This is a genomic window from Pseudoalteromonas sp. APC 3893 (assembly GCF_030408095.1).
Lineage (GTDB): Bacteria > Pseudomonadota > Gammaproteobacteria > Enterobacterales > Alteromonadaceae > Pseudoalteromonas.
In genome coordinates this window covers 203,595-221,415 of the sequence record NZ_JASDCD010000003.1, presented here as the reverse complement: position 1 = coordinate 221,415, position 17,821 = coordinate 203,595, and the positions used below count along the sequence as shown (strand labels likewise).

General features: G+C 40.1%; 21 protein-coding genes. 15 read left to right on the top strand and 6 right to left on the bottom strand.

All coding sequences use genetic code 11. The annotated features are described in order from the left end of the window. The first annotated feature begins 2 nt into the window (after nucleotides 1-2). From QMA12_RS07050 to QMA12_RS07040, 3 genes are read left to right on the top strand one after another with little or no spacing between them, the layout of a single operon-like run. Nucleotides 3-785, top strand: a complete 783-nt coding sequence (locus QMA12_RS07050; protein ID WP_290209673.1) for a CheW domain-containing protein — start codon at nucleotides 3-5, stop codon at nucleotides 783-785. Between the two features lie 19 nt (nucleotides 786-804). Then, nucleotides 805-1,302: a chemotaxis protein CheW gene (locus tag QMA12_RS07045; RefSeq protein ID WP_290209672.1), complete on the top strand. Its 498-nt coding sequence runs from the start codon at nucleotides 805-807 to the stop codon at nucleotides 1,300-1,302. Nucleotides 1,303-1,318: 16 nt separating this feature from the next. After that, nucleotides 1,319-1,720 carry a DUF2802 domain-containing protein gene (locus QMA12_RS07040; RefSeq protein WP_290209670.1) on the top strand — a complete coding sequence of 134 codons (402 nt, stop codon included), beginning with the start codon at nucleotides 1,319-1,321 and terminating at the stop codon, nucleotides 1,718-1,720. Nucleotides 1,721-1,759: 39 nt separating this feature from the next. On the opposite strand, the gene QMA12_RS07035 is transcribed toward QMA12_RS07040, so the two are convergent. Both QMA12_RS07035 and QMA12_RS07030 read right to left on the bottom strand, forming a co-directional pair. Further along, entirely contained in the window at nucleotides 1,760-2,065 is a 306-nt protein-coding gene (locus QMA12_RS07035) for an EscU/YscU/HrcU family type III secretion system export apparatus switch protein (protein WP_087530856.1), read from the bottom strand. A gap of 2 nt (nucleotides 2,066-2,067) precedes the next feature. Further along, on the bottom strand, nucleotides 2,068-4,818 hold the full coding sequence (locus QMA12_RS07030) for a flagellar hook-length control protein FliK (RefSeq protein WP_290209669.1): 2,751 nt from the start codon (nucleotides 4,816-4,818) through the stop codon (nucleotides 2,068-2,070). 103 nt (nucleotides 4,819-4,921) lie between these two features. Here QMA12_RS07030 and ccmA point away from each other — a divergent pair, with 103 nt between their 5' ends. Genes ccmA through QMA12_RS06980 form a run of 10 tightly spaced genes read left to right on the top strand, consistent with a single transcriptional unit; the run spans nucleotide 4,922 to nucleotide 12,664 of the window. Further along, nucleotides 4,922-5,542 carry a cytochrome c biogenesis heme-transporting ATPase CcmA gene (ccmA, locus tag QMA12_RS07025; RefSeq protein WP_087530854.1) on the top strand — a complete coding sequence of 207 codons (621 nt, stop codon included), beginning with the start codon at nucleotides 4,922-4,924 and terminating at the stop codon, nucleotides 5,540-5,542. Further along, nucleotides 5,542-6,228, top strand: a complete 687-nt coding sequence (gene ccmB, locus QMA12_RS07020; RefSeq protein WP_087530853.1) for a heme exporter protein CcmB — start codon at nucleotides 5,542-5,544, stop codon at nucleotides 6,226-6,228. Before ccmA ends, ccmB begins: the two co-directional genes overlap by 1 nt. A 1-nt stretch (nucleotide 6,229) precedes the next feature. Continuing rightward, complete coding sequence (locus QMA12_RS07015; protein ID WP_290209668.1) at nucleotides 6,230-6,967, top strand: heme ABC transporter permease; 738 nt, start codon at nucleotides 6,230-6,232, stop codon at nucleotides 6,965-6,967. Between the two features lie 2 nt (nucleotides 6,968-6,969). Continuing rightward, a complete protein-coding gene (gene ccmD, locus QMA12_RS07010; RefSeq protein WP_087530851.1) occupies nucleotides 6,970-7,173 on the top strand; it encodes a heme exporter protein CcmD in 204 nt (67 codons plus the stop codon). Further along, nucleotides 7,170-7,649 (top strand): cytochrome c maturation protein CcmE, encoded by a 480-nt coding sequence (gene ccmE, locus QMA12_RS07005; protein WP_087530850.1) that lies wholly within the window; start codon nucleotides 7,170-7,172, stop codon nucleotides 7,647-7,649. The genes ccmD and ccmE overlap by 4 nt, the downstream gene beginning before the upstream one ends. Nucleotide 7,650: 1 nt before the next feature. Continuing rightward, nucleotides 7,651-9,606 (top strand): heme lyase CcmF/NrfE family subunit, encoded by a 1,956-nt coding sequence (locus tag QMA12_RS07000; protein WP_290209666.1) that lies wholly within the window; start codon nucleotides 7,651-7,653, stop codon nucleotides 9,604-9,606. Further along, complete coding sequence (locus QMA12_RS06995) at nucleotides 9,603-10,175, top strand: redoxin family protein (protein ID WP_087530848.1); 573 nt, start codon at nucleotides 9,603-9,605, stop codon at nucleotides 10,173-10,175. The genes QMA12_RS07000 and QMA12_RS06995 overlap by 4 nt, the downstream gene beginning before the upstream one ends. After that, complete coding sequence (locus tag QMA12_RS06990) at nucleotides 10,172-10,633, top strand: cytochrome c-type biogenesis protein (protein WP_087530847.1); 462 nt, start codon at nucleotides 10,172-10,174, stop codon at nucleotides 10,631-10,633. Before QMA12_RS06995 ends, QMA12_RS06990 begins: the two co-directional genes overlap by 4 nt. Then, the gene (ccmI, locus tag QMA12_RS06985) at nucleotides 10,634-11,923 is read left to right on the top strand and encodes a c-type cytochrome biogenesis protein CcmI (protein ID WP_087530846.1); all 1,290 of its coding nucleotides are present in this window, start codon (nucleotides 10,634-10,636) and stop codon (nucleotides 11,921-11,923) included. 9 nt (nucleotides 11,924-11,932) lie between these two features. After that, nucleotides 11,933-12,664, top strand: coding sequence for a VacJ family lipoprotein (locus QMA12_RS06980; RefSeq protein ID WP_087530845.1), 732 nt, complete (start codon nucleotides 11,933-11,935; stop codon nucleotides 12,662-12,664). A gap of 76 nt (nucleotides 12,665-12,740) precedes the next feature. Here QMA12_RS06980 and QMA12_RS06975 read toward each other — a convergent pair whose 3' ends face one another. Then, entirely contained in the window at nucleotides 12,741-13,964 is a 1,224-nt protein-coding gene (locus QMA12_RS06975) for an HDOD domain-containing protein (protein WP_087530844.1), read from the bottom strand. A gap of 367 nt (nucleotides 13,965-14,331) precedes the next feature. Here QMA12_RS06975 and putP point away from each other — a divergent pair, with 367 nt between their 5' ends. Then, nucleotides 14,332-15,810, top strand: coding sequence for a sodium/proline symporter PutP (gene putP, locus QMA12_RS06970; RefSeq protein WP_087530843.1), 1,479 nt, complete (start codon nucleotides 14,332-14,334; stop codon nucleotides 15,808-15,810). A gap of 94 nt (nucleotides 15,811-15,904) precedes the next feature. Here putP and QMA12_RS06965 read toward each other — a convergent pair whose 3' ends face one another. After that, the gene (locus tag QMA12_RS06965; RefSeq protein ID WP_290209664.1) at nucleotides 15,905-16,216 is read right to left on the bottom strand and encodes a YebG family protein; all 312 of its coding nucleotides are present in this window, start codon (nucleotides 16,214-16,216) and stop codon (nucleotides 15,905-15,907) included. A gap of 260 nt (nucleotides 16,217-16,476) precedes the next feature. Between QMA12_RS06965 and QMA12_RS06960 the strand changes: the two genes are divergently transcribed. After that, nucleotides 16,477-16,776, top strand: a complete 300-nt coding sequence (locus QMA12_RS06960; protein WP_087530841.1) for a ComEA family DNA-binding protein — start codon at nucleotides 16,477-16,479, stop codon at nucleotides 16,774-16,776. Between the two features lie 46 nt (nucleotides 16,777-16,822). Here the strand turns inward: QMA12_RS06960 and QMA12_RS06955 are convergent, their stop codons facing one another. Next, nucleotides 16,823-17,134, bottom strand: a complete 312-nt coding sequence (locus tag QMA12_RS06955) for a hypothetical protein (protein WP_290209663.1) — start codon at nucleotides 17,132-17,134, stop codon at nucleotides 16,823-16,825. Further along, nucleotides 17,134-17,646, bottom strand: coding sequence for a disulfide bond formation protein DsbB (dsbB, locus tag QMA12_RS06950; protein WP_290209662.1), 513 nt, complete (start codon nucleotides 17,644-17,646; stop codon nucleotides 17,134-17,136). The genes QMA12_RS06955 and dsbB overlap by 1 nt, the downstream gene beginning before the upstream one ends. Between the last annotated feature and the right edge of the window lie 175 nt (nucleotides 17,647-17,821).

Genomic DNA, 17,821 nt, shown 5'->3' with positions numbered 1-17,821 from the left:
TAATGAGTAAACAATTGTTTGCTAATGAAAAAGTGATGACCCAGTACTTGGGCGCTCTGCTGTGCGAGGAAGATGAGAATACAAACTTAGAACCTGTCGCAAAATTACTTGAACAAGTTGGGCCAGTTCAAAAGCAGGCTCAGATGCCAGCAAAAGCTGCTAAGCAGGTAATTGTTCAAGAGCACGCCCTTGAAGAACCCCAAGAAATACCACAAGATACCAAAACAGCGCTTGAGAAACCGCAAGTTCAAGCTAAAATCAAAGATATAGATAATATTGCCTGTGATGCTCTAGCTAAACATGCTAAAACACCGATTGAGCGACAGCAGGATTATTTTGACGGTGAATTCCAGGCGTTATTTTTCGAAGTGGCAGGGCTCACATTAGCTGTGCCCCTTAAGTCATTGGGTGGCATTCATCAATTGGGCGATGTGAACCAATTGTTTGGTAAGCCCAAGTGGTTCAAAGGGGTTATGCTTAACCGTGATGAAAACCTCAATGTGGTTGATACCGCTCGTTGGGTAATGCCAGAGAAATACACTCAAGAATTAGAAGAGAAACTAAACTATCAATATTTAATTACTCTTGGTGATAGTCAGTGGGGGTTATTAGCTGAGAAGCTTGTTAATAATATAACCCTGCGTACAGAAGATGTTAAATGGCGAGCTAAAACTGGTAAACGTCCTTGGTTGGCTGGCGTCATTAAAGAAAAAATGTGTGCCCTAATTGATGTGGAAAATTTAAATCAATTACTGGAGCAGGGCTTAGATAGCCGTGAGCAGTAACGATATTCGGAGTAATAGCATGAGTGAAGAAAGACTAGTATCAAACAGTAAAAATGCCGATAGCAATGATGAAGTATTGCAATGGGTAACATTTAAACTGGAATCAGAAACATACGGCGTCAATGTGATGCAAGTTCAAGAGATTTTGCGTTATACCGAAATAGCCCCTGTACCAGGTGCGCCAAGCTATGTACTTGGTATTATCAACTTACGTGGTAATGTGGTTACCGTGATCGACACTCGTGCTCGTTTTGGTTTAATGTCTGCTGAAACTACAGATAACTCAAGAGTATTAATTATTGAAGCTGAAGAGCAAGTAATTGGTATTTTGGCTGATAGTGTGGCTGAAGTTGTTTATTTACGTAGCTCGGAAATTGATAGTGCGCCTAATATTGGTACAGAGGAGAGTGCTAAGTTTATCCAAGGTGTGAGTAACCGTGATGGTGAACTATTGATCTTGGTTGATTTAAATAAATTATTAAACGATGAAGAGTGGGACGAGTTAAGCAATATTTAATGCTGACGGATAAACTATGCTGTTACTCTCTTTAGTTATAAGCGCACTTGGTTTAATACTAGTGTGCTTTGTTATTTTATATAGTTTGAATACAAAAATATCCCATGGTGAGGCTAAAAGCCAAAAACAGCTTACAGATACGCTGCAACAGAACAGTATTTTACGCAGTGAAGTTGCTGAAATGCGTGCGGGCATGCTGAGTATTGGTAAAAGGTTAGTCGCTGTTGAACAGAGAAATCAAGAGCTAGCGCAACAGCAAGATGCACAGAAATACGATGATCCTGATGCTAAAATCTATTCTCGGGCTGTGAAAATGGTGGAGTTAGGCGCTGATATTGAAGAGATAATTCGTGAATGCGAATTACCTCGTGCAGAGGCTGAATTACTTATGTCGTTACATAATCAAAAAGGGCGCTAAATAGCGCCTTTTTGCTATTTCAATTTTTACTTACTGCGTTTAAGCTTTAATATTTAACTTACCTTGAAAATCTTCCCAGCCAGGTGGAAACTTACCCCGAAGTACATATGAAAATGCAATAAGCTCAGCAATTACGTAGTAGAGTTCTTTAGGTATCTCTTCGCCAAGTTCTAAATGCGAAAGCGTTTTAGCAAGTGCTTCATCTTGATGAATTAATATGCCCTTTTCTTTCGCTGTTTTGATTATCTGTTGTGCTAACTCACCAAACCCTTTACTGGAGACGGTAGGCGCTCTACCTGCTTCATATAATAAACCTATGGCTGACTTATGTTGTGAATCACTCATGATCAAACCTTAATATTGATAATTGCATGGGATTGATAAAAAGCTTGGTGTTGTGGCGCACCTTGGCTTAAATTTAATTCGCCCACTTGTAAGCCATGCGCTGACAATTTATGACGCAAGCTTTCTAAATGTGGATGGGCTATTGCTGTTACCTCTTGGCTTGAGGCGAGCAGTTTACAATCTAAGGCTTTATCCATCAGCTCGGCGGTGATTTGTAGCTGGCCAAGAGCTGCATAATCAAAATTTAAACGCACAAACCAAACGTCTTTTCCTTCGGGTTTATCTTTACTTGGTTTTTTATATTGGCCAAGTGATATTTCAGTTTGCGCAGCGTCCGGCGGAAGTCGCATAGGTAAAAAAAATTGCACAAGCGCATTACTATCCGTTTGTTGATTAACAGCTGTGCTGGCAACTTGGCTAATATTACTTTTAATTTGCCCAAGCTCTGCTGCCAAAGTTTGGCTGCTGGCTTGTTGTAATTGCTCTTGAAGTTTTTCGCTGTTCACAGCTTTAAAATTCGGCACTAACACTTGTAGTAAAGCATCAACTGAGCTTTGGCCAGTAAAGTTCAATGCACTAATATTATTCAGTGCCGGGGCTGCCAAAATTGCTACACTCAAATTTTCGATTGCTTGGCTAAAGCTTTGTTGCATCGCGCTTGTTGAGAGACTATTCGGTGAAATAAGGCTCAATATTTCTCGTTGTACAATTGAAGGGTGAGCGGATTGGCTGTTTATCATCCGATTAAATGCCTGGTTAACAAGTCGATTTAGATCCACATTATCGCTTACTTTCCCCTGCGCTAGCTGTTCTATTTTTTGGCTTAAATCTACTTTTGTTGAATTACTTTGACTGCCAGTAGCTGCATTCGATGAGGACTGCAATTGTGGCTTTGCTATGTTTAGTAATGGAGCCATTAGTTTAGCCTCTATCGGGAGGGAAACTTGGCTGCGCACTGGTGTAGCTGTTAAAGGTGCTTTGATGTTTTCCTTTTGAGTTTGCACCATAAGTGTAGGTGGTATCGAAGCTAGTTTTTGAGTTTTGCTCGTTTCATCTACGCTGCTAAAGTGAATGCTTACTTTATCTGTATCCTTTATAAGACTATGGTTGCTTGCTAGCTCTTTATTGATTTTCGATACTTGTTTTAACTTGTTTGCTGTTTCACTAACTGATTGACTCACCGTATTAGGATTTTTAACTTCAATTAATGGCGCATTGCTATTTTTAGCAATTAGAGGGGAGTTAATCGTTGAGCTGTTTTTTTGGTTGGTGAATTGGCTATCCACTTTTGCTGTATTTGTGTTTGTTATGTCTTTGTTTATTGTACTGTGTGTTTTTGCTGTCTCTTTCTCTGTGGTTGAAAAAGATATTTGTTTGTCGACAGCGGGCGTTTTAGCTGTATCAGCTTTAGCCGCTATTTCAGCCTGAGTTATTGATGCTTTGCCGCTACTGATTGATAGGTTGTTATTACTTACAACAGGAGCGGCTGTTGGTGTAGTGATACTAGCCAAAGTCGCTTTAACTTGTTGAAATAGTTGTACTAGCGGTGGAGCGCTATGGAAGTGCTTAGGTAACGCTGTGCCTTTACTTATATCTGCCAAAAGTGGGGCTACATTCTCACTAGCTAAAGCTGCTAAGTTTATTTGCGACACTGATTTTGGGAGCAAACTTAATTGTTGCGGCGCTTTTTCGTTACTTGTTGAGGAAATAGGTGCTTTAAGTGGATTGTCATTTTTGTCAGTTAATTGATTAAATGGTTTATTTTCAAAGTAACGAACAGCATCGTTCACCCGAGTTTTTAAATCGGCAAAACTGGCTTGTAACCACGACTTTATTGGGCTGCTGGCATTTATTAAGGGGCTTTGAACAGGTTTTACGCCGTCGGTTGTTATTTTTGTTATTGCGGTACTTTGTTGTGCTTTCACTAAATTATGAAAGGTTTGAGTCAACGAATTTTTAAGTACAACAGCAACCTCATTGGTGAGGGTTTTCAATGTAAGTTGGTCTTTCGTTGCTATTATTTTGACAGCTTGAGGCTCTGCACTTAGCTGTTGCGCCTGTGTATGCTTAATAGGAATATTAAAAGCGCTTTTTTGCTGCGGGATTGTTAATTGCGCTGCGTTATTCGTCCTTTGTAGCTGACCTTGCGGGGCGAGCTTTGCTAGCCATGTTGCCAATTTAGCCTTTGTGATGGGTTGTTGGTGCAGGTTATCAGCAAAACGGTTAATAACCACAAGCTTTAATAGCCCCTTTTGCTCCATATTGATGATTGCTTTTAAAGGTTGCTCACTTTGTAGAAGTTGTGCCACTTCTGTATTTATCGGTAAGCTCGCATTCAACTGCGCTATTTGTATTTTAGGTGTCGGTTTAGTGGCTACAGTAACAGCGAAAGGTTGATTGCTCAGTTGGCTGCCGGAATGAATGAAATTAAGTAAACTCTGTAATTGCTTTGCTTGATTAAGCGCTAATGATGTTTGTGTTGGCAAAATAGTCAGTTGTTTGCCATCAGTGCTTAACTGTATTTCAGCGGCAGGAATTTTTTGCATGTTGCTTGGTGATTGGCTGGTCGCTAAACGCAATGTTTGCCAATGATCATTAACTAATATATCCATTTGCACAGAGCCTTTGGCAAATGTGATGTTTTTAGCGTTAAGTGTTTCCCCATTTAGGTTCACACTTTGTTGCCCAGCATTACTCGTTGACTGTTTAACCGTCAATGAGTTAGCTAAAGAAATCTGTGTAGGTTCATTCATTATTTTAAATCAAGTTTTCACTAATCGGTTTCATTGCGTTATTCGTATTACCCTATCATTATGGTAGACTAACGCCTAATTTTGGGTATAGAGAATCGTCATCTTGCTACACATTAAGTCCGTCACTTGCATCAAACAAGAGCGCTGTTTGTTTGAGGATCTTAATTTCAGTTTGAAATCGGGACAAATTATGCAATTAGCAGGCCCTAATGGGGCTGGTAAGACATCATTATTGCGCATTATTGCAGGTTTTGCTGCTCCTGATGAAGGCGATATCTTTTGGCACGATACATCAATAGCCAAAAACTATGACGAGTTTGCCCGTGAGCTATTATTCATTGGCCATAAAACCGGTGTAAATGCTCAGCTTACTGCGCTGGAAAATGTACGCTTTTGGTTACAGATCCAAGGGTATGATGATAATCAAGACTTGTATGCTTTATTGGCTAAAATAGGCTTGGTGGGTCTTGAAGATGTGCCAGTACGCACTTTATCCGCAGGACAACAACGCCGTGTTGCATTACTTCGATTATGGCTTAATGATGCCAAGCTTTGGATCCTCGATGAGCCATTTACTGCTTTGGATAAAGCGGGAGTGGCATTCTTACAGGCGCGCTTTGTTAGCCATTTAGAAACCGGTGGTGCTATTTTATTAACGACTCACCAAGATTTAACAACGCACTTTAATGATTTGCAAACAGTTACCTTGGAGTACCGTCACTGATGCAACGACAACACTCTTATTTACAGCTATTTAGTGCCGTATGTAAAAAAGATTTACAGTTAGCGTTTCGCCAGCGAGCAGAAATTGTTAATCCATTATTATTTTTCTTAATTGTTATTACCTTATTTCCGTTAGCTATTGGTCCAGAGCCCGGTCTACTTGCTCGTATGGCTCCAGGTATTATTTGGGTTGCGGCGCTTTTATCGACCATGCTTGGTCTTGATAAAATTTTTCGTGATGATTTTCATGACGGCAGCCTAGAGCAATTAATTGCATCATCGTATCCATTGCCGTTAACTGTACTGGCGAAAGTGCTTGCTCATTGGGTTATTACTGGGTTGCCTTTGGTGTTAATGACACCGGTTTTTGCGCTACTGCTTAACTTAGATAGCCAAGCGCTTGTTGCGACAGTTATTACTTTATTATTAGGGACTCCATTATTGAGTTTTATCGGCGCGATTGGTGCGGGTCTCACTGTGGGGTTACAAAAAGGCGGAATATTGATGAGTCTGCTAGTTCTGCCTTTGTATATCCCTGTGTTAATTTTTGCAACGTCTGCTATTGATACCAGTACTATGTCACTGGATTATAGTGGACAGCTTGCCATCCTTGGTGCAATGCTTGTCGTTGCTATTTTAAGCGCACCAATTGCCATATCGTCAGCATTAAAAGTGAGTGTAAGTTAATATGTGGAAGTGGTTACATCCCTACGCTAAAGCAGATCGTGCATATCAATTATGTAATACGTTACTGCCATATTTTGCCGTAATAACGGTTGTATGCATGGTTGTTGGTTGGATTTGGGGGCTGGCTTATGCGCCTGCAGACTACCAACAAAAAGACAGCTATCGCATTATTTTTATTCATGTTCCTTCAGCTATTTTATCAATGGGCGCTTATTCATCAATGGCTATCGCGGCGGTGGCCGCCTTGGTTTGGCAGCTGCGAAATGCAGAACTTGCTGTTATCGCTATTGCCCCCGTGGGCGCCTGTGTTACTGCAATTGCGCTTATCACCGGTGCTGCATGGGGTAAGCCTATGTGGGGCGCTTGGTGGGTGTGGGATGCACGTCTTACTTCTGAGCTTATTTTATTATTTTTATATTTAGGGGTGCTGTCTTTGTATCACGCCTTTGAGGATAAAAAAGCAGCGGGTCGAGCTGCTTCTATCCTTGCTATTGTAGGGGTGATTAACTTACCAATTATTCACTTCTCTGTTGAGTGGTGGAACACCCTTCACCAAGGGGCGACCATTACTAAGTTCGATACTAAGGCGATTGATCCAAGTATGTTTTGGCCGCTGATGGTTAACATTGTGGCGTTTGCTGCATTTGTTGGCACAGTGACATTGATACGTCTTAAAAATGAAATTTTACAACGCGAAAAACACCGTCCTTGGGTTCGTCAGTTGTTAAATAGGGGCTAGTTATGCAGTTTGATTCTTTTTCTGATTTTATAGCCATGGGTGGATATGGCTTTTATGTATGGTTGTCTTTTGGCACGTGCGCGCTGATTTTATTAGGTATCTTATTTAGTTCTTTGAACGATACCAAGCGTATTTTAACTTCTGTTCAGGAGCAAGCAGCTCGCGAACAGCGTATTAAGCAAGCTAAACAGGAGCAGCAAATATGAATCCAAGACGTAAAAAACGGCTATTAGCAGTGACTGCGATCGTGTTTGGTATTGGTGCAGTGATAGGTTTGGTTTTATATGCCTTACAAGAGAATATAAATCTTTTTTATACCCCAAGTGAGTTAATTGACGGCAAGGGGCCAAATCTCGAGAAGCCTCATATAGGTCAAAAGTTACGTATTGGCGGCATGGTTGTCCCAGGCTCAGTGGTACGTGATGAAAGCAGTTTACAAGTGAGCTTTAAATTAATAGACACTGGCCCACTAGTGACAATTCGTTATCAGGGTATTTTGCCTGATTTATTTCGTGAAGGGCAAGGCATCGTTGCGCAAGGTGTGTTAGTTGAACCTGATGTTATTGAGGCATTTGAGGTATTAGCAAAGCATGATGAAGAATACATGCCAGCAGAAGTTGCCGAAGCGGTTAAAGGGATTAAACACGAAAAACCTAAATATAACTTAGATAGTGGCAATTAATATGATCCCTGAAATTGGTTATTTTTCTTTAACACTGGCCATGGTGCTAAGTGTTTTATTATGTATTTTTCCTTTGTGGGGCGCGCATACTGGTAATTTGCGTTTAATGCGTGCAGCCCCCTCGTTAGCTGTCGGCCAGTTTGCTTTTGTTCTAATTTCGTTTGCAGCACTTATTTATGCAAGTTTGACGGATGATTTTACTGTCGCTTATGTAGCCTATCATTCAAGTAGTACCTTGCCATGGTATTACAAAATAACCTCGACATGGGGAGGCCATGAAGGGGCCATCTTACTGTGGTTAGTTATGCAAGCTGGCTGGACTGCTGTTGTTGCGGTGCGTTCACGTTCACTGCCTTGGATATTACGAGCGCGAGTTCTGGGTGTACTTGGCTTCTTAGGTGTCGGCTTTATGCTTTATACCTTGTTAATGTCGAGCCCATTTGAGCTGTTATTACCTTACTACCCTGTAGAGGGGCGAGATTTAAACCCACTATTACAAGACCCAGGCATGATTATTCACCCGCCATTATTGTATATGGGCTATGTTGGGTTATCTGTGTCGTTTTCATTTGCGATTGCAGCTTTATTGACAGGTAAGCTTGATAACTCATGGGCGAAATGGTCACGCCCGTGGACAATGACTGCATGGGGCTTTTTAACACTCGGTATCACTATTGGTAGCTGGTGGGCTTATTCCGAGCTTGGCTGGGGCGGTTGGTGGTTTTGGGATCCGGTAGAAAATGCCTCCTTAATGCCTTGGCTGGTTGCGACTGCGTTATTACACTCATTGTCAGTGACAGAAAAGCGTGGCGTATTTAAATCCTGGACTGTATTGCTGGCCATCGCTGCTTTTTCGTTGAGTCTTCTAGGTACTTTTATTGTTCGTTCAGGGATTATTGTTTCTGTTCATGCGTTTGCTACAGACCCTGATCGTGGCTTATTTATTCTTGCCTTTTTAGCTATTGTTGTGGGTGGCGGTCTTACACTTTATGCACTTCGCGTATCACAAGTGAAAAGTGAAGGGCGTTATAAACTGATTTCCCGTGAAGTGGCACTTTGGCTTAATAATATATTTTTAGTTGTTGCGACGTTTATTGTATTGCTGGGCACTTTACTTCCAATGGTTCATAAGGAGATGGGCTTAGGCAGTATTTCAATAGGCGAACCGTTTTTTAATAAAATGTTTGCAATTTTATTAGTGCCATTTGCAATCTTAATGGGGATTGGGCCCTTATTGCGTTGGAAACAAAATAAGTGGACATTTTTACAAAATAAAATGCTGCTTAGTGCTATCGCGAGTATTGTTGTTACGTCAGTTTGGTTGTTTTTAAGCTACGATGTTGTCGCTCCTCTAACGCTGTTAGCAACAACATTAGCAATTTGGATTGTATTTACAACAGGCCTTGATGTCTTTGATAAAACCCGTGTACATGGCAGTTTAACAAACGGCTTGAAGCGTTTAAGCTTAAGTTACTGGGCTATGGTACTTGGTCACGTTGGAATTGCATTTGTAATTGCTGGGGTTACTTTGACATCAGCCTATTCGGTTGAGCGCGATGTTTCAATGAAGCCATTAGATGTAGTTTCGCTGAATCAATATGACTACCGTTTTGAGGGCGTTAAAAGCATCCGAGGGCCTAATTACAGTGGCCATGCAGGGGTAGTAACTGTGCTTAAAAATAACAATGTAGTTACCAAATTGCATGCTGAGAAACGCCAGTATGATATCGGCATGCAGTTTATGACTGAAGCGGCCATTGATGCTGGTTTTTCTCGTGATTTATACCTTGCCCTAGGCGAGCAGCTTAGTAATGGTGGCTGGTCATTGCGGATTTATCATAAACCATTTGTGCGTTGGATGTGGCTAGGCGGCTTACTTATTTCTTTAGCCGGGTTTATGATTTTAGGCGATAAACGCTATCGTAATAATAAAAAACGTGAGCAGGAGCTAGCATGAATCGTAAATTTTTAGCGTTATTACCACTTTTGGCATTCATTTTGGTCTGTGTGTTTTTATATCAAGGGTTATTTGCCAATCCTCGTGAATTACAAACAGGAAGGATTGGCCATACAATGCCGGCTTTTAACTTGCCAGATCTTATGCAAGATAATAAACGCTGGCAGCAAGCGGATCTCGAAGGCGAAGTGTATATACTCAATGTGTGGGGCACGTGGTGCCCAACGTGTTTAGCCGAGCTTGGTTACTTAACTAAGCTGCGCGAGCAAGGCGTAAAAATTGTCGGCCTTTATTATGTGCAAAGCTACGATGCTGATTTTGATGGTGCGTTTGATATGGCAGCACTGCGAGAAGAAGTAAGTAGTATGTTAAGCCGAGCAGGCGACCCGTATCAATTTAATATTCTTGACTTAGAGCGAACATTAGCGCTTGATTTAGGCGTCTCAGGTGCACCGGAGACATTTTTGGTCGATCGTAAAGGTACTATTTTGTTGCATCATACCGGCGATATTAACCCACGAGTTTGGCGTGCGAAATTTGCACCAATCATGCAGGAGTTACAGCCATGAAGTATTTTTTAATCAGCTTGGTTTTACTTATCAGTTTTGCTGTATCAGCTGAGCAAGACAGGTACGAATTTGCTAATGATGAACAGGCACAGCGTTTTGGTGAGTTAACAAAAGAGCTACGTTGTCCTAAATGTCAGAATCAAAATATTGCTGATTCGGATGCAGTAGTTGCAAAAGATTTACGAGATAAGGTACTTACCTTAGTACAAGAGGGTAAATCAAAAGATGAAGTCATTGACTACATGATTGACCGATATGGCTACTTTGTACATTACGACCCACCTGTTACACCCGCTACTTTAGTGTTGTGGGTATTTCCTGTGCTGATTGTTATTTTTGGCTTGGGTTTTATAGTTATTCGTCAACGCAAAGCTGCTGTTAAGCAAACTTGGGACGAACAAGACGAAGCGTTATTAGCAAAATTAATTGCTCAGAATCAACGTCAGGAGCAAAGCTAAATGATTTTAATGTGGGCTTCTTTTGCGCTACTAACTTTAGTAGCAGTGGGGTTTGTGGCTTTACCTTTTTTAAAAAAAGAGCGTGTGCAAAGTGTGACGCATAATGCTAATTCAGATCTGATCGCAATTTATCAGCAGCGCTCGGAAGAACTTGCAAACGATTTACAAGAACAACGTATTGAGCAGCAAAGTTATAATGAATCTGTTATTGAATTAAAGCGTCGCTTATTAAACGAGCTTTCGCCAGAAAAATCGCTTTATAGCCGTGGCAACAATGTGATTTTTGCTTTGACGGGAAGTGCTTTTTTAGTTGTGCTTAGCTTGGTTTTTTATTCTGCAACGGGGTCTCAACAGCAACTTGAAAGCTGGTATACAGCGATGGAAAATTTACCTGAGTATGGTGAACGTGCTGTGATGCAAACGGGTGAGCCTCTTAGTCAGAATGAGCTGCAAGCTTTTGCTTTAGGTTTACGTACAAAGTTGGCAAAAAATGGCGATGACCAAGTTGCTTGGATGCTACTCGGTCGCGTCGCTATGTCACTGAATGAATTTGATATGGCGCAGCAGTCGTTTGATAAGGTATTGCAAATTAACCCGGATCATCTAGGCGTGTTAGTGAGTTACAGCCAAGTGTTGTTACTTGAAGGCAGTGAAGCAAATATGACGCGTGCAGCAGGTATGTTATCGCGCGTATTAAAAGATGAACCAACTAACATTGATGCCATTTCCTTGCTTGCATTAATTGCTTATGAGCGCCATGACTGGGCGCAAGCAAAATCAGCATTTGAAGTATTACTCAGTTCAATGGAGCCAAACGATAGCCGCTACGCAATGGTTGAGCAGCGAATAGTTGACATTGAACAAAAAATTGCTGAGCAACAAAACAGTCTAACCCCTGTGGCGAATGCTGCAACTCAATCAAATTCAGATGTAGCTACAGATTCAAGTGCTATTATGGTCACTGTGGAGTTAGCACCAACATTAGTCGATAACTTGCCAGACAATGGCACTTTATTTGTTTTTGCAAAAGCTGCGAATGGCCCACCGATGCCGCTTGCAGTAGTAAAGTTGACCCAGTTTAGTTTTCCTCTTAAAGTGCAGTTAAGTGATAGTAACTCAATGGTAGATGGGCTCACGCTATCATCATCTAAAGAAGTTGTGATCACGGCACGAATTTCGAAAGATGCCTCTGTGATGCCTTCAACAGGTGAGTTAGAAGGTCGTTCGCCAATATTAGAGCGTGAAAATATCACGCAACATACATTACTCATTGATGAGATTCTGCCTTAAGGATAAAAGATGTTCAAACAAAGTTTAATAATTCTAGGGTTATTGATCAGTGCCGGTTGTGCACAAGTTCCTGAAGAAAAAGCGGATGAGCGAGATCCGCTACAGTCATTTAATCGGCCCATGTATGATTTTAATATGGATGTGTTGGACGCTTATATTTTGCGCCCAGCAGCTGTCGGCTATGTTGCTATTACCCCAACTCCAGTGCGTCGAAGCTTAGTGAATTTCACCGATAATATTAGTGCGCCAACGGATGTTATTAATGCAACTTTACAAGGTAAAGCAGGTAATGCAGGCGTTAGTGTTGCCCGATTTTTAGTTAACTCAACGGTAGGTTTGTTAGGGCTATTTGATGTTGCAAGTTCATTAGGCCTTGAAATCATAGATGAGGACTTTGGGCAAACGCTGGGTGTATGGGGCATTGGCGATGGCGCTTACTTAATGCTACCAGGCATGGGACCTTCTACTGCACGTAACCTGACTGGTGATGTTGTTGATAGCTTTGTATTACCGGAAATTGCTTTAACAACGCCGCAAACGGTACTTGTATTCGCACTGAAAGCAGTAGAGGCAAGAGCGTCGTTAATTCCGCAAGAGAGCCTACTTAATGAGTCGTTGGATCCTTATATCTTTATGAAAGATATTTACTTCCAACGTCAGCTCTATGAATTGCACGATGGCAACCCACCAATCGAAGAAGAGCCTGATGACTTTGATGAAGACTTTTTAGAAAGCCTATAATTTATCTGACGCGAAGTTAGAAAAAAGCCAGCAAAACTGCTGGCTTTTTACTTTTATATAATTGAAGATAACAGGACTATTCGCCTAATATTATCATTTGTTCATTAGCCCAGCTAAGCGCTTCATGATAGGAGTCAGGCACTTTATCTGCTGCTAAACCTAATTCATTTTTTATGGCGTTTGCCCCTTCCCAATTCGCTTGCTCGTATAACTTAACTAAACGCAAATACTGCGCGAGTATGCCTTGGTCATCAACAAGGGCTACCTTGATATCATTAGAAAGTGGTAATTTATTCATCACACCTTCCATCGTCTCATCTAAAATTGCATCCATTAATGACATCATACCGGTTAAAAAAGCCATGCCAGTATCTTTAAGTTGATTGTGATTGATGGCTAAAAGCTCAGTAAAACGAGCACGGGTTAACGATAAACGGATCAACTCTGCGGGTTTATTTGCGGCAACTTGGGAGGCAAATAACAAGGATAATAATTTTTTAATTTCTTCTGCACCAAGTACTATCAGCGCCTGTTTTATAGTACTGATTTCAGCTCGGCGTTTGAACGCAGCTGAATTACTATAGCGAAGTAATTTATAGGAAAGTGTGACATCTCGTTCGAATACGCTTGTGATTTTTTTTAAATTAAGCTCAACTGATGAGGTTTCATAAAGTAACTCAGCGAGCGCTATTTGTGAAGGAGGTAGCGATTTGCTTTGTACCATTTCAGGCTTTGAGAAAAAGAAACCTTGAAAATAACTAAACCCCAAATCTAATGCAAGTTGATATTTCTCGTAGGTTTCTACTTTTTCTGCCAGTAATTTTATGTGCTTGTGGGGCTTTATTTCTTCGATGATCTGCTTAATAGTTTGAGTGTCGCAGCTTAAAAAGTCGATTTTTATAATATCAATATATGGGTAAAAGTGACGCCATACAGGTTGGTGTATGTAATCATCTAGCGCTAGGGTATAACCTTTTTCTTTAAGATCTTTAACCAGCGCGAGTAAGCGCTTACCAGGTTGTATAGTCTCTAAAATTTCAACAACTATTTGCTCTTTACCAAGTAAAGTTGGGTAGCCTTTTTGCAATGTTTTTAAAGTAAAATTAATATAGGCGGGTTTATTGTCCGTTAAATCTTCTAAACCAAAATTAAACTGACTGCCTTCAATTAAACGAGAAGTTGCTTCATCACCATCAATATCAGGAAAAACATTATCAACGCCATCTCTAAAAAGTAACTCATAGCCGACGAGTTTTTTTTCACGATCTAAAATGGGTTGACGCGCAGCGTAAAAATACATAAACAACAGATCCGATTGATTTAAACATTAACAAAGGCAATATAAGACAAAACATAGAAAATAGCATTAATTATATTTTACAGACCTACTGCTAAAGTACTGATTTTTTATAAATATATTGTTTTAATCGTAAGGCAATTAATATTAAATTTCCATTTATATCCTCTTAAATAAAAAAAATAGTTAAAAACCTATTAACCTCAGTTACTTATTTGATTAACGCAGAGAGTGGAGTTATTTGCCCCAGCCATGATATAGTCAGGTTCTAAGTTGGTTTTTACACCAATAATGTCTTTTGTATTACATTGATTAATGAGTCATTATTAGGATTAAAAGCCAGATTTAAACTTCTTAAGCGGAGGCAAATTTGGAAACAGGAATGATTATTTCTTTAGCTGCGTATTTTATCGTTATGTTAGGGATTGGCCTATATGCGTATAAACAGTCAACCAGTGATGTATCTGGTTATATGCTTGGTGGGCGTAGTTTGTCACCTTCAGTAGCTGCACTTTCAGCAGGCGCGTCAGATATGAGCGGCTGGATATTAATGGGTTTACCTGGCGCTATGTTTGTAACCGGCTTTAGTAGCACTTGGATTGCAATTGGGTTAGTACTCGGGGCTTGGGCAAACTACTTCTTAGTTGCACCACGGCTTAGGGTTTACACTGAGAAAGCAAATGACTCAATCACCATTCCAGACTATTTCTCAAATCGTTTCACCGATAAATCAAACTTACTCCGTGTGGTATCAGCGGTAGTGATCATTGTGTTCTTTACACTCTATACTTCTTCGGGCGTGGTTGCTGGCGGTAAGTTATTCGAAAGCTCGTTTGGCTTGAGCTATGAAATGGGTCTTTACATAACAACAGGCGTGGTTGTTTTATACACCTTGTTTGGTGGTTTCTTAGCAGTAAGCTTAACCGACTTTGTACAAGGCTGTATTATGTTTGTTGCATTAATATTGGTACCGACAGTCGCTTATTCATTACTAGAGCAACCATTAGAGTCTACGTTGCACAGTGTTAATCCAGATATGCTTAACTGGATAGGTGCAGGCTCAGCTCTGGGAATTATTTCGGCGATGGCGTGGGGCTTAGGTTATTTTGGTCAACCACATATTATTGTACGTTTTATGTCTGTACGTAGTGTAAAAGATATGCCGACTGCTCGTCGCATTGGTATGAGCTGGATGATAATCGCCGCCATTGGTGCTGTAGGCACTGGTTTATTTGGTGCAGCTTATACCTACGAAAATAATATTGTTGTTGACGATCCTGAAACGATTTTCTTGATTTTGTCAGAGCTGCTATTCCATCCATTAATTGCAGGCTTTTTATTAGCAGCAATTTTGGCTGCTATCATGAGTACGATTTCGTCTCAGTTATTGGTTAGTTCAAGTTCATTGACTGAAGATTTTTATAAAACCTTCTTACGTAAAGAGGCAAGTGACACCGAGCTGGTAACAGTAGGGCGTATTAGCGTTGCCATTGTCGCGCTATGTGCAATCTACTTAGCGTATGATCGCGATAGTTCAATATTAGACTTAGTCAGTAATGCATGGGCTGGTTTTGGTGCCGCATTTGGTCCACTTGTATTATTTAGCCTGTACTGGAAACGAATGAACTTTGCTGGTGCACTTGCCGGTATGCTAGTGGGTGCTATAACCGTATTGGTCTGGATTTATGCGCCTATAACAATTGATGGTGAAAAACTCAGTAGCCTTATTTATGAAATTGTACCTGGCTTTATTCTTTCAAGTATTGCCATTTTAGTCGTAAGCTTAGCGACACCTGCTCCAAGTAATGAAATTACTACTTTATTTGATGATGTAGAAAAGTCACTGTAAAAGTAAGATTTATTCCCTAATCATTCCAAGGTGGTTTGGGGTAATAAAAAAAGGAGCTTAATAGCTCCTTTTTTATTACCCGAATTAAGTTCTATTACGCTTTATCTTCTGCGTTTTTTAAATCGGCTACATTAGCTGTGTCTTTCTTTGTTTTTGCAGCAGGTTTGTTTACAGGTTCTTTTGCGCCTTTTAATACATTGATGAAATCATCTTTGCTTTTTGCGATTTCAAGCGCTAAAGATTCAATTTGTTGCTCGCTTAATGGTACATCCACTTTTTCGAGCATTACCTCAAGTGATTCTGCAATATCGAGCATTTTGTCATACGCATCAGCTTCTTTTTTAGTAGTAAACGTCATTCGCTCGACTCCGTTTCTTTCTACAACATATTTAACAACAACAGCCATGATCTCTCCTGCCAATTTGCTTAGTGTGAATTAACGCACTGATATTGATTACTGTTTTTATATACAGTAATTGTTTGCGGGCGTATTTGCAAGTTAACTTTTTTATTTTTTATTATAGGTACAGTTGACAAAGTAATTGCTCTTTACTTTATTTATAGAGTCACACTTTTTTAGTACCTAATGGTTTTTATATTGCTTAAAAGGGTGTCGTAAACATTTACTATTAATTGAGTCCATGTATGGATATCACGGAGGAAAACATGAAGTTACTAAGTTTAGTAGTTGTACTAGTCTGTTTAGGTTTTATAAGCCCAAGTTATGCGAGTGATACTAAGTCTGCACCAGCTAGTCAGGCGGTAAAAAAGCTTGAGAGTATCAATGTAAATAAAGCCAGTGTAGAGCAACTGATGCAGTTACCTGGTATTGGTAAGTCAAAGGCGCGCGCTATTATTGACTATCGTACAAAACAAGGAGAATTTAAATCAGTTGCAGATTTAACGAACGTGAAGGGCATTGGTGATAAATTGCTGGCAAAGTTAGACGGCAAAATTAAAATCTAAGCTTATAGCTAAGTTACAGGTTAATTACTTTAGAATATAAGGCGAATTAATATTCGCCTTGTTTCCCTTCTTGTAGCTTTAATGCATCGGCTATAAAAGGCTTGGCAAATGCAATTTCAACGGGCGTGGTTAATAACGGATAGCTTAAACCTGCTACTAATAAAGCAGCTAACATTAACCAACCTTCAATATAAATAAGCGAGGCGAATACAGGTGTGAGTAACAGCAACTTGACAATACGTAAGCTGATTTTTTGCAGTGGTGAAAGCATTGATAATGCAACTGCAATTATGTGTTGGCGTTGACGTACTTTAAGGTGCTGCAATTGCTTAACTTGGCTTGAAAAAAACGCAAACATTAGACGCTCTTCTTAATCATTAGGCGTGAAAAAACAACCACGATTAAAACTAAGCTGATCAAGCCAAAGATAATTTCCATCCACGCGGGCATACTTAAACCTAAAAATTGCCAATCAATATTACCGCAATCACCTGTTGCAGCGAAAAATTGTGGGATCCATTCATGTAATGGCACGGGAAAGTTAGGCTCAAATTCACAGCTAAATGCGAATGGGTCGGTTGTTGTTTGCATATCAATATGTTCACGGGCTAATAAAAATCCCCAAATACTCGCACCAGCCCAGCTAGTGAATGCAGTAATACGTATTAGTATGTTACTAGGATTAATCGCTCCAATAATCCCCGCGATTAATAGCCCGAGCATCGCTGTGCGTTGATATATACACATGATACAAGGCTCTAAGCCCATTTGATATTGGAAAAATAAAGCAATAACTTCAAATGTAAAAGCAGTCAATGCTAATAAAACCCAAGGCGTACGTTTGTGTGCTAAATTTGCTAACCAATTCATAAGAGTTCCGTTTAACTATTTTATAGTGAGATTATGGCTTAGTCATTAATCAAGGTGCAAGGATAAACCTTACTGGAGTGCTTAAAATCATGTAAAGTTTACTAAATTTGCTTTATTAAATGTGGGTGTATGCGTTTGTCTAGGTTTTGTTATGTTCTAATTCATTGGCTATTTA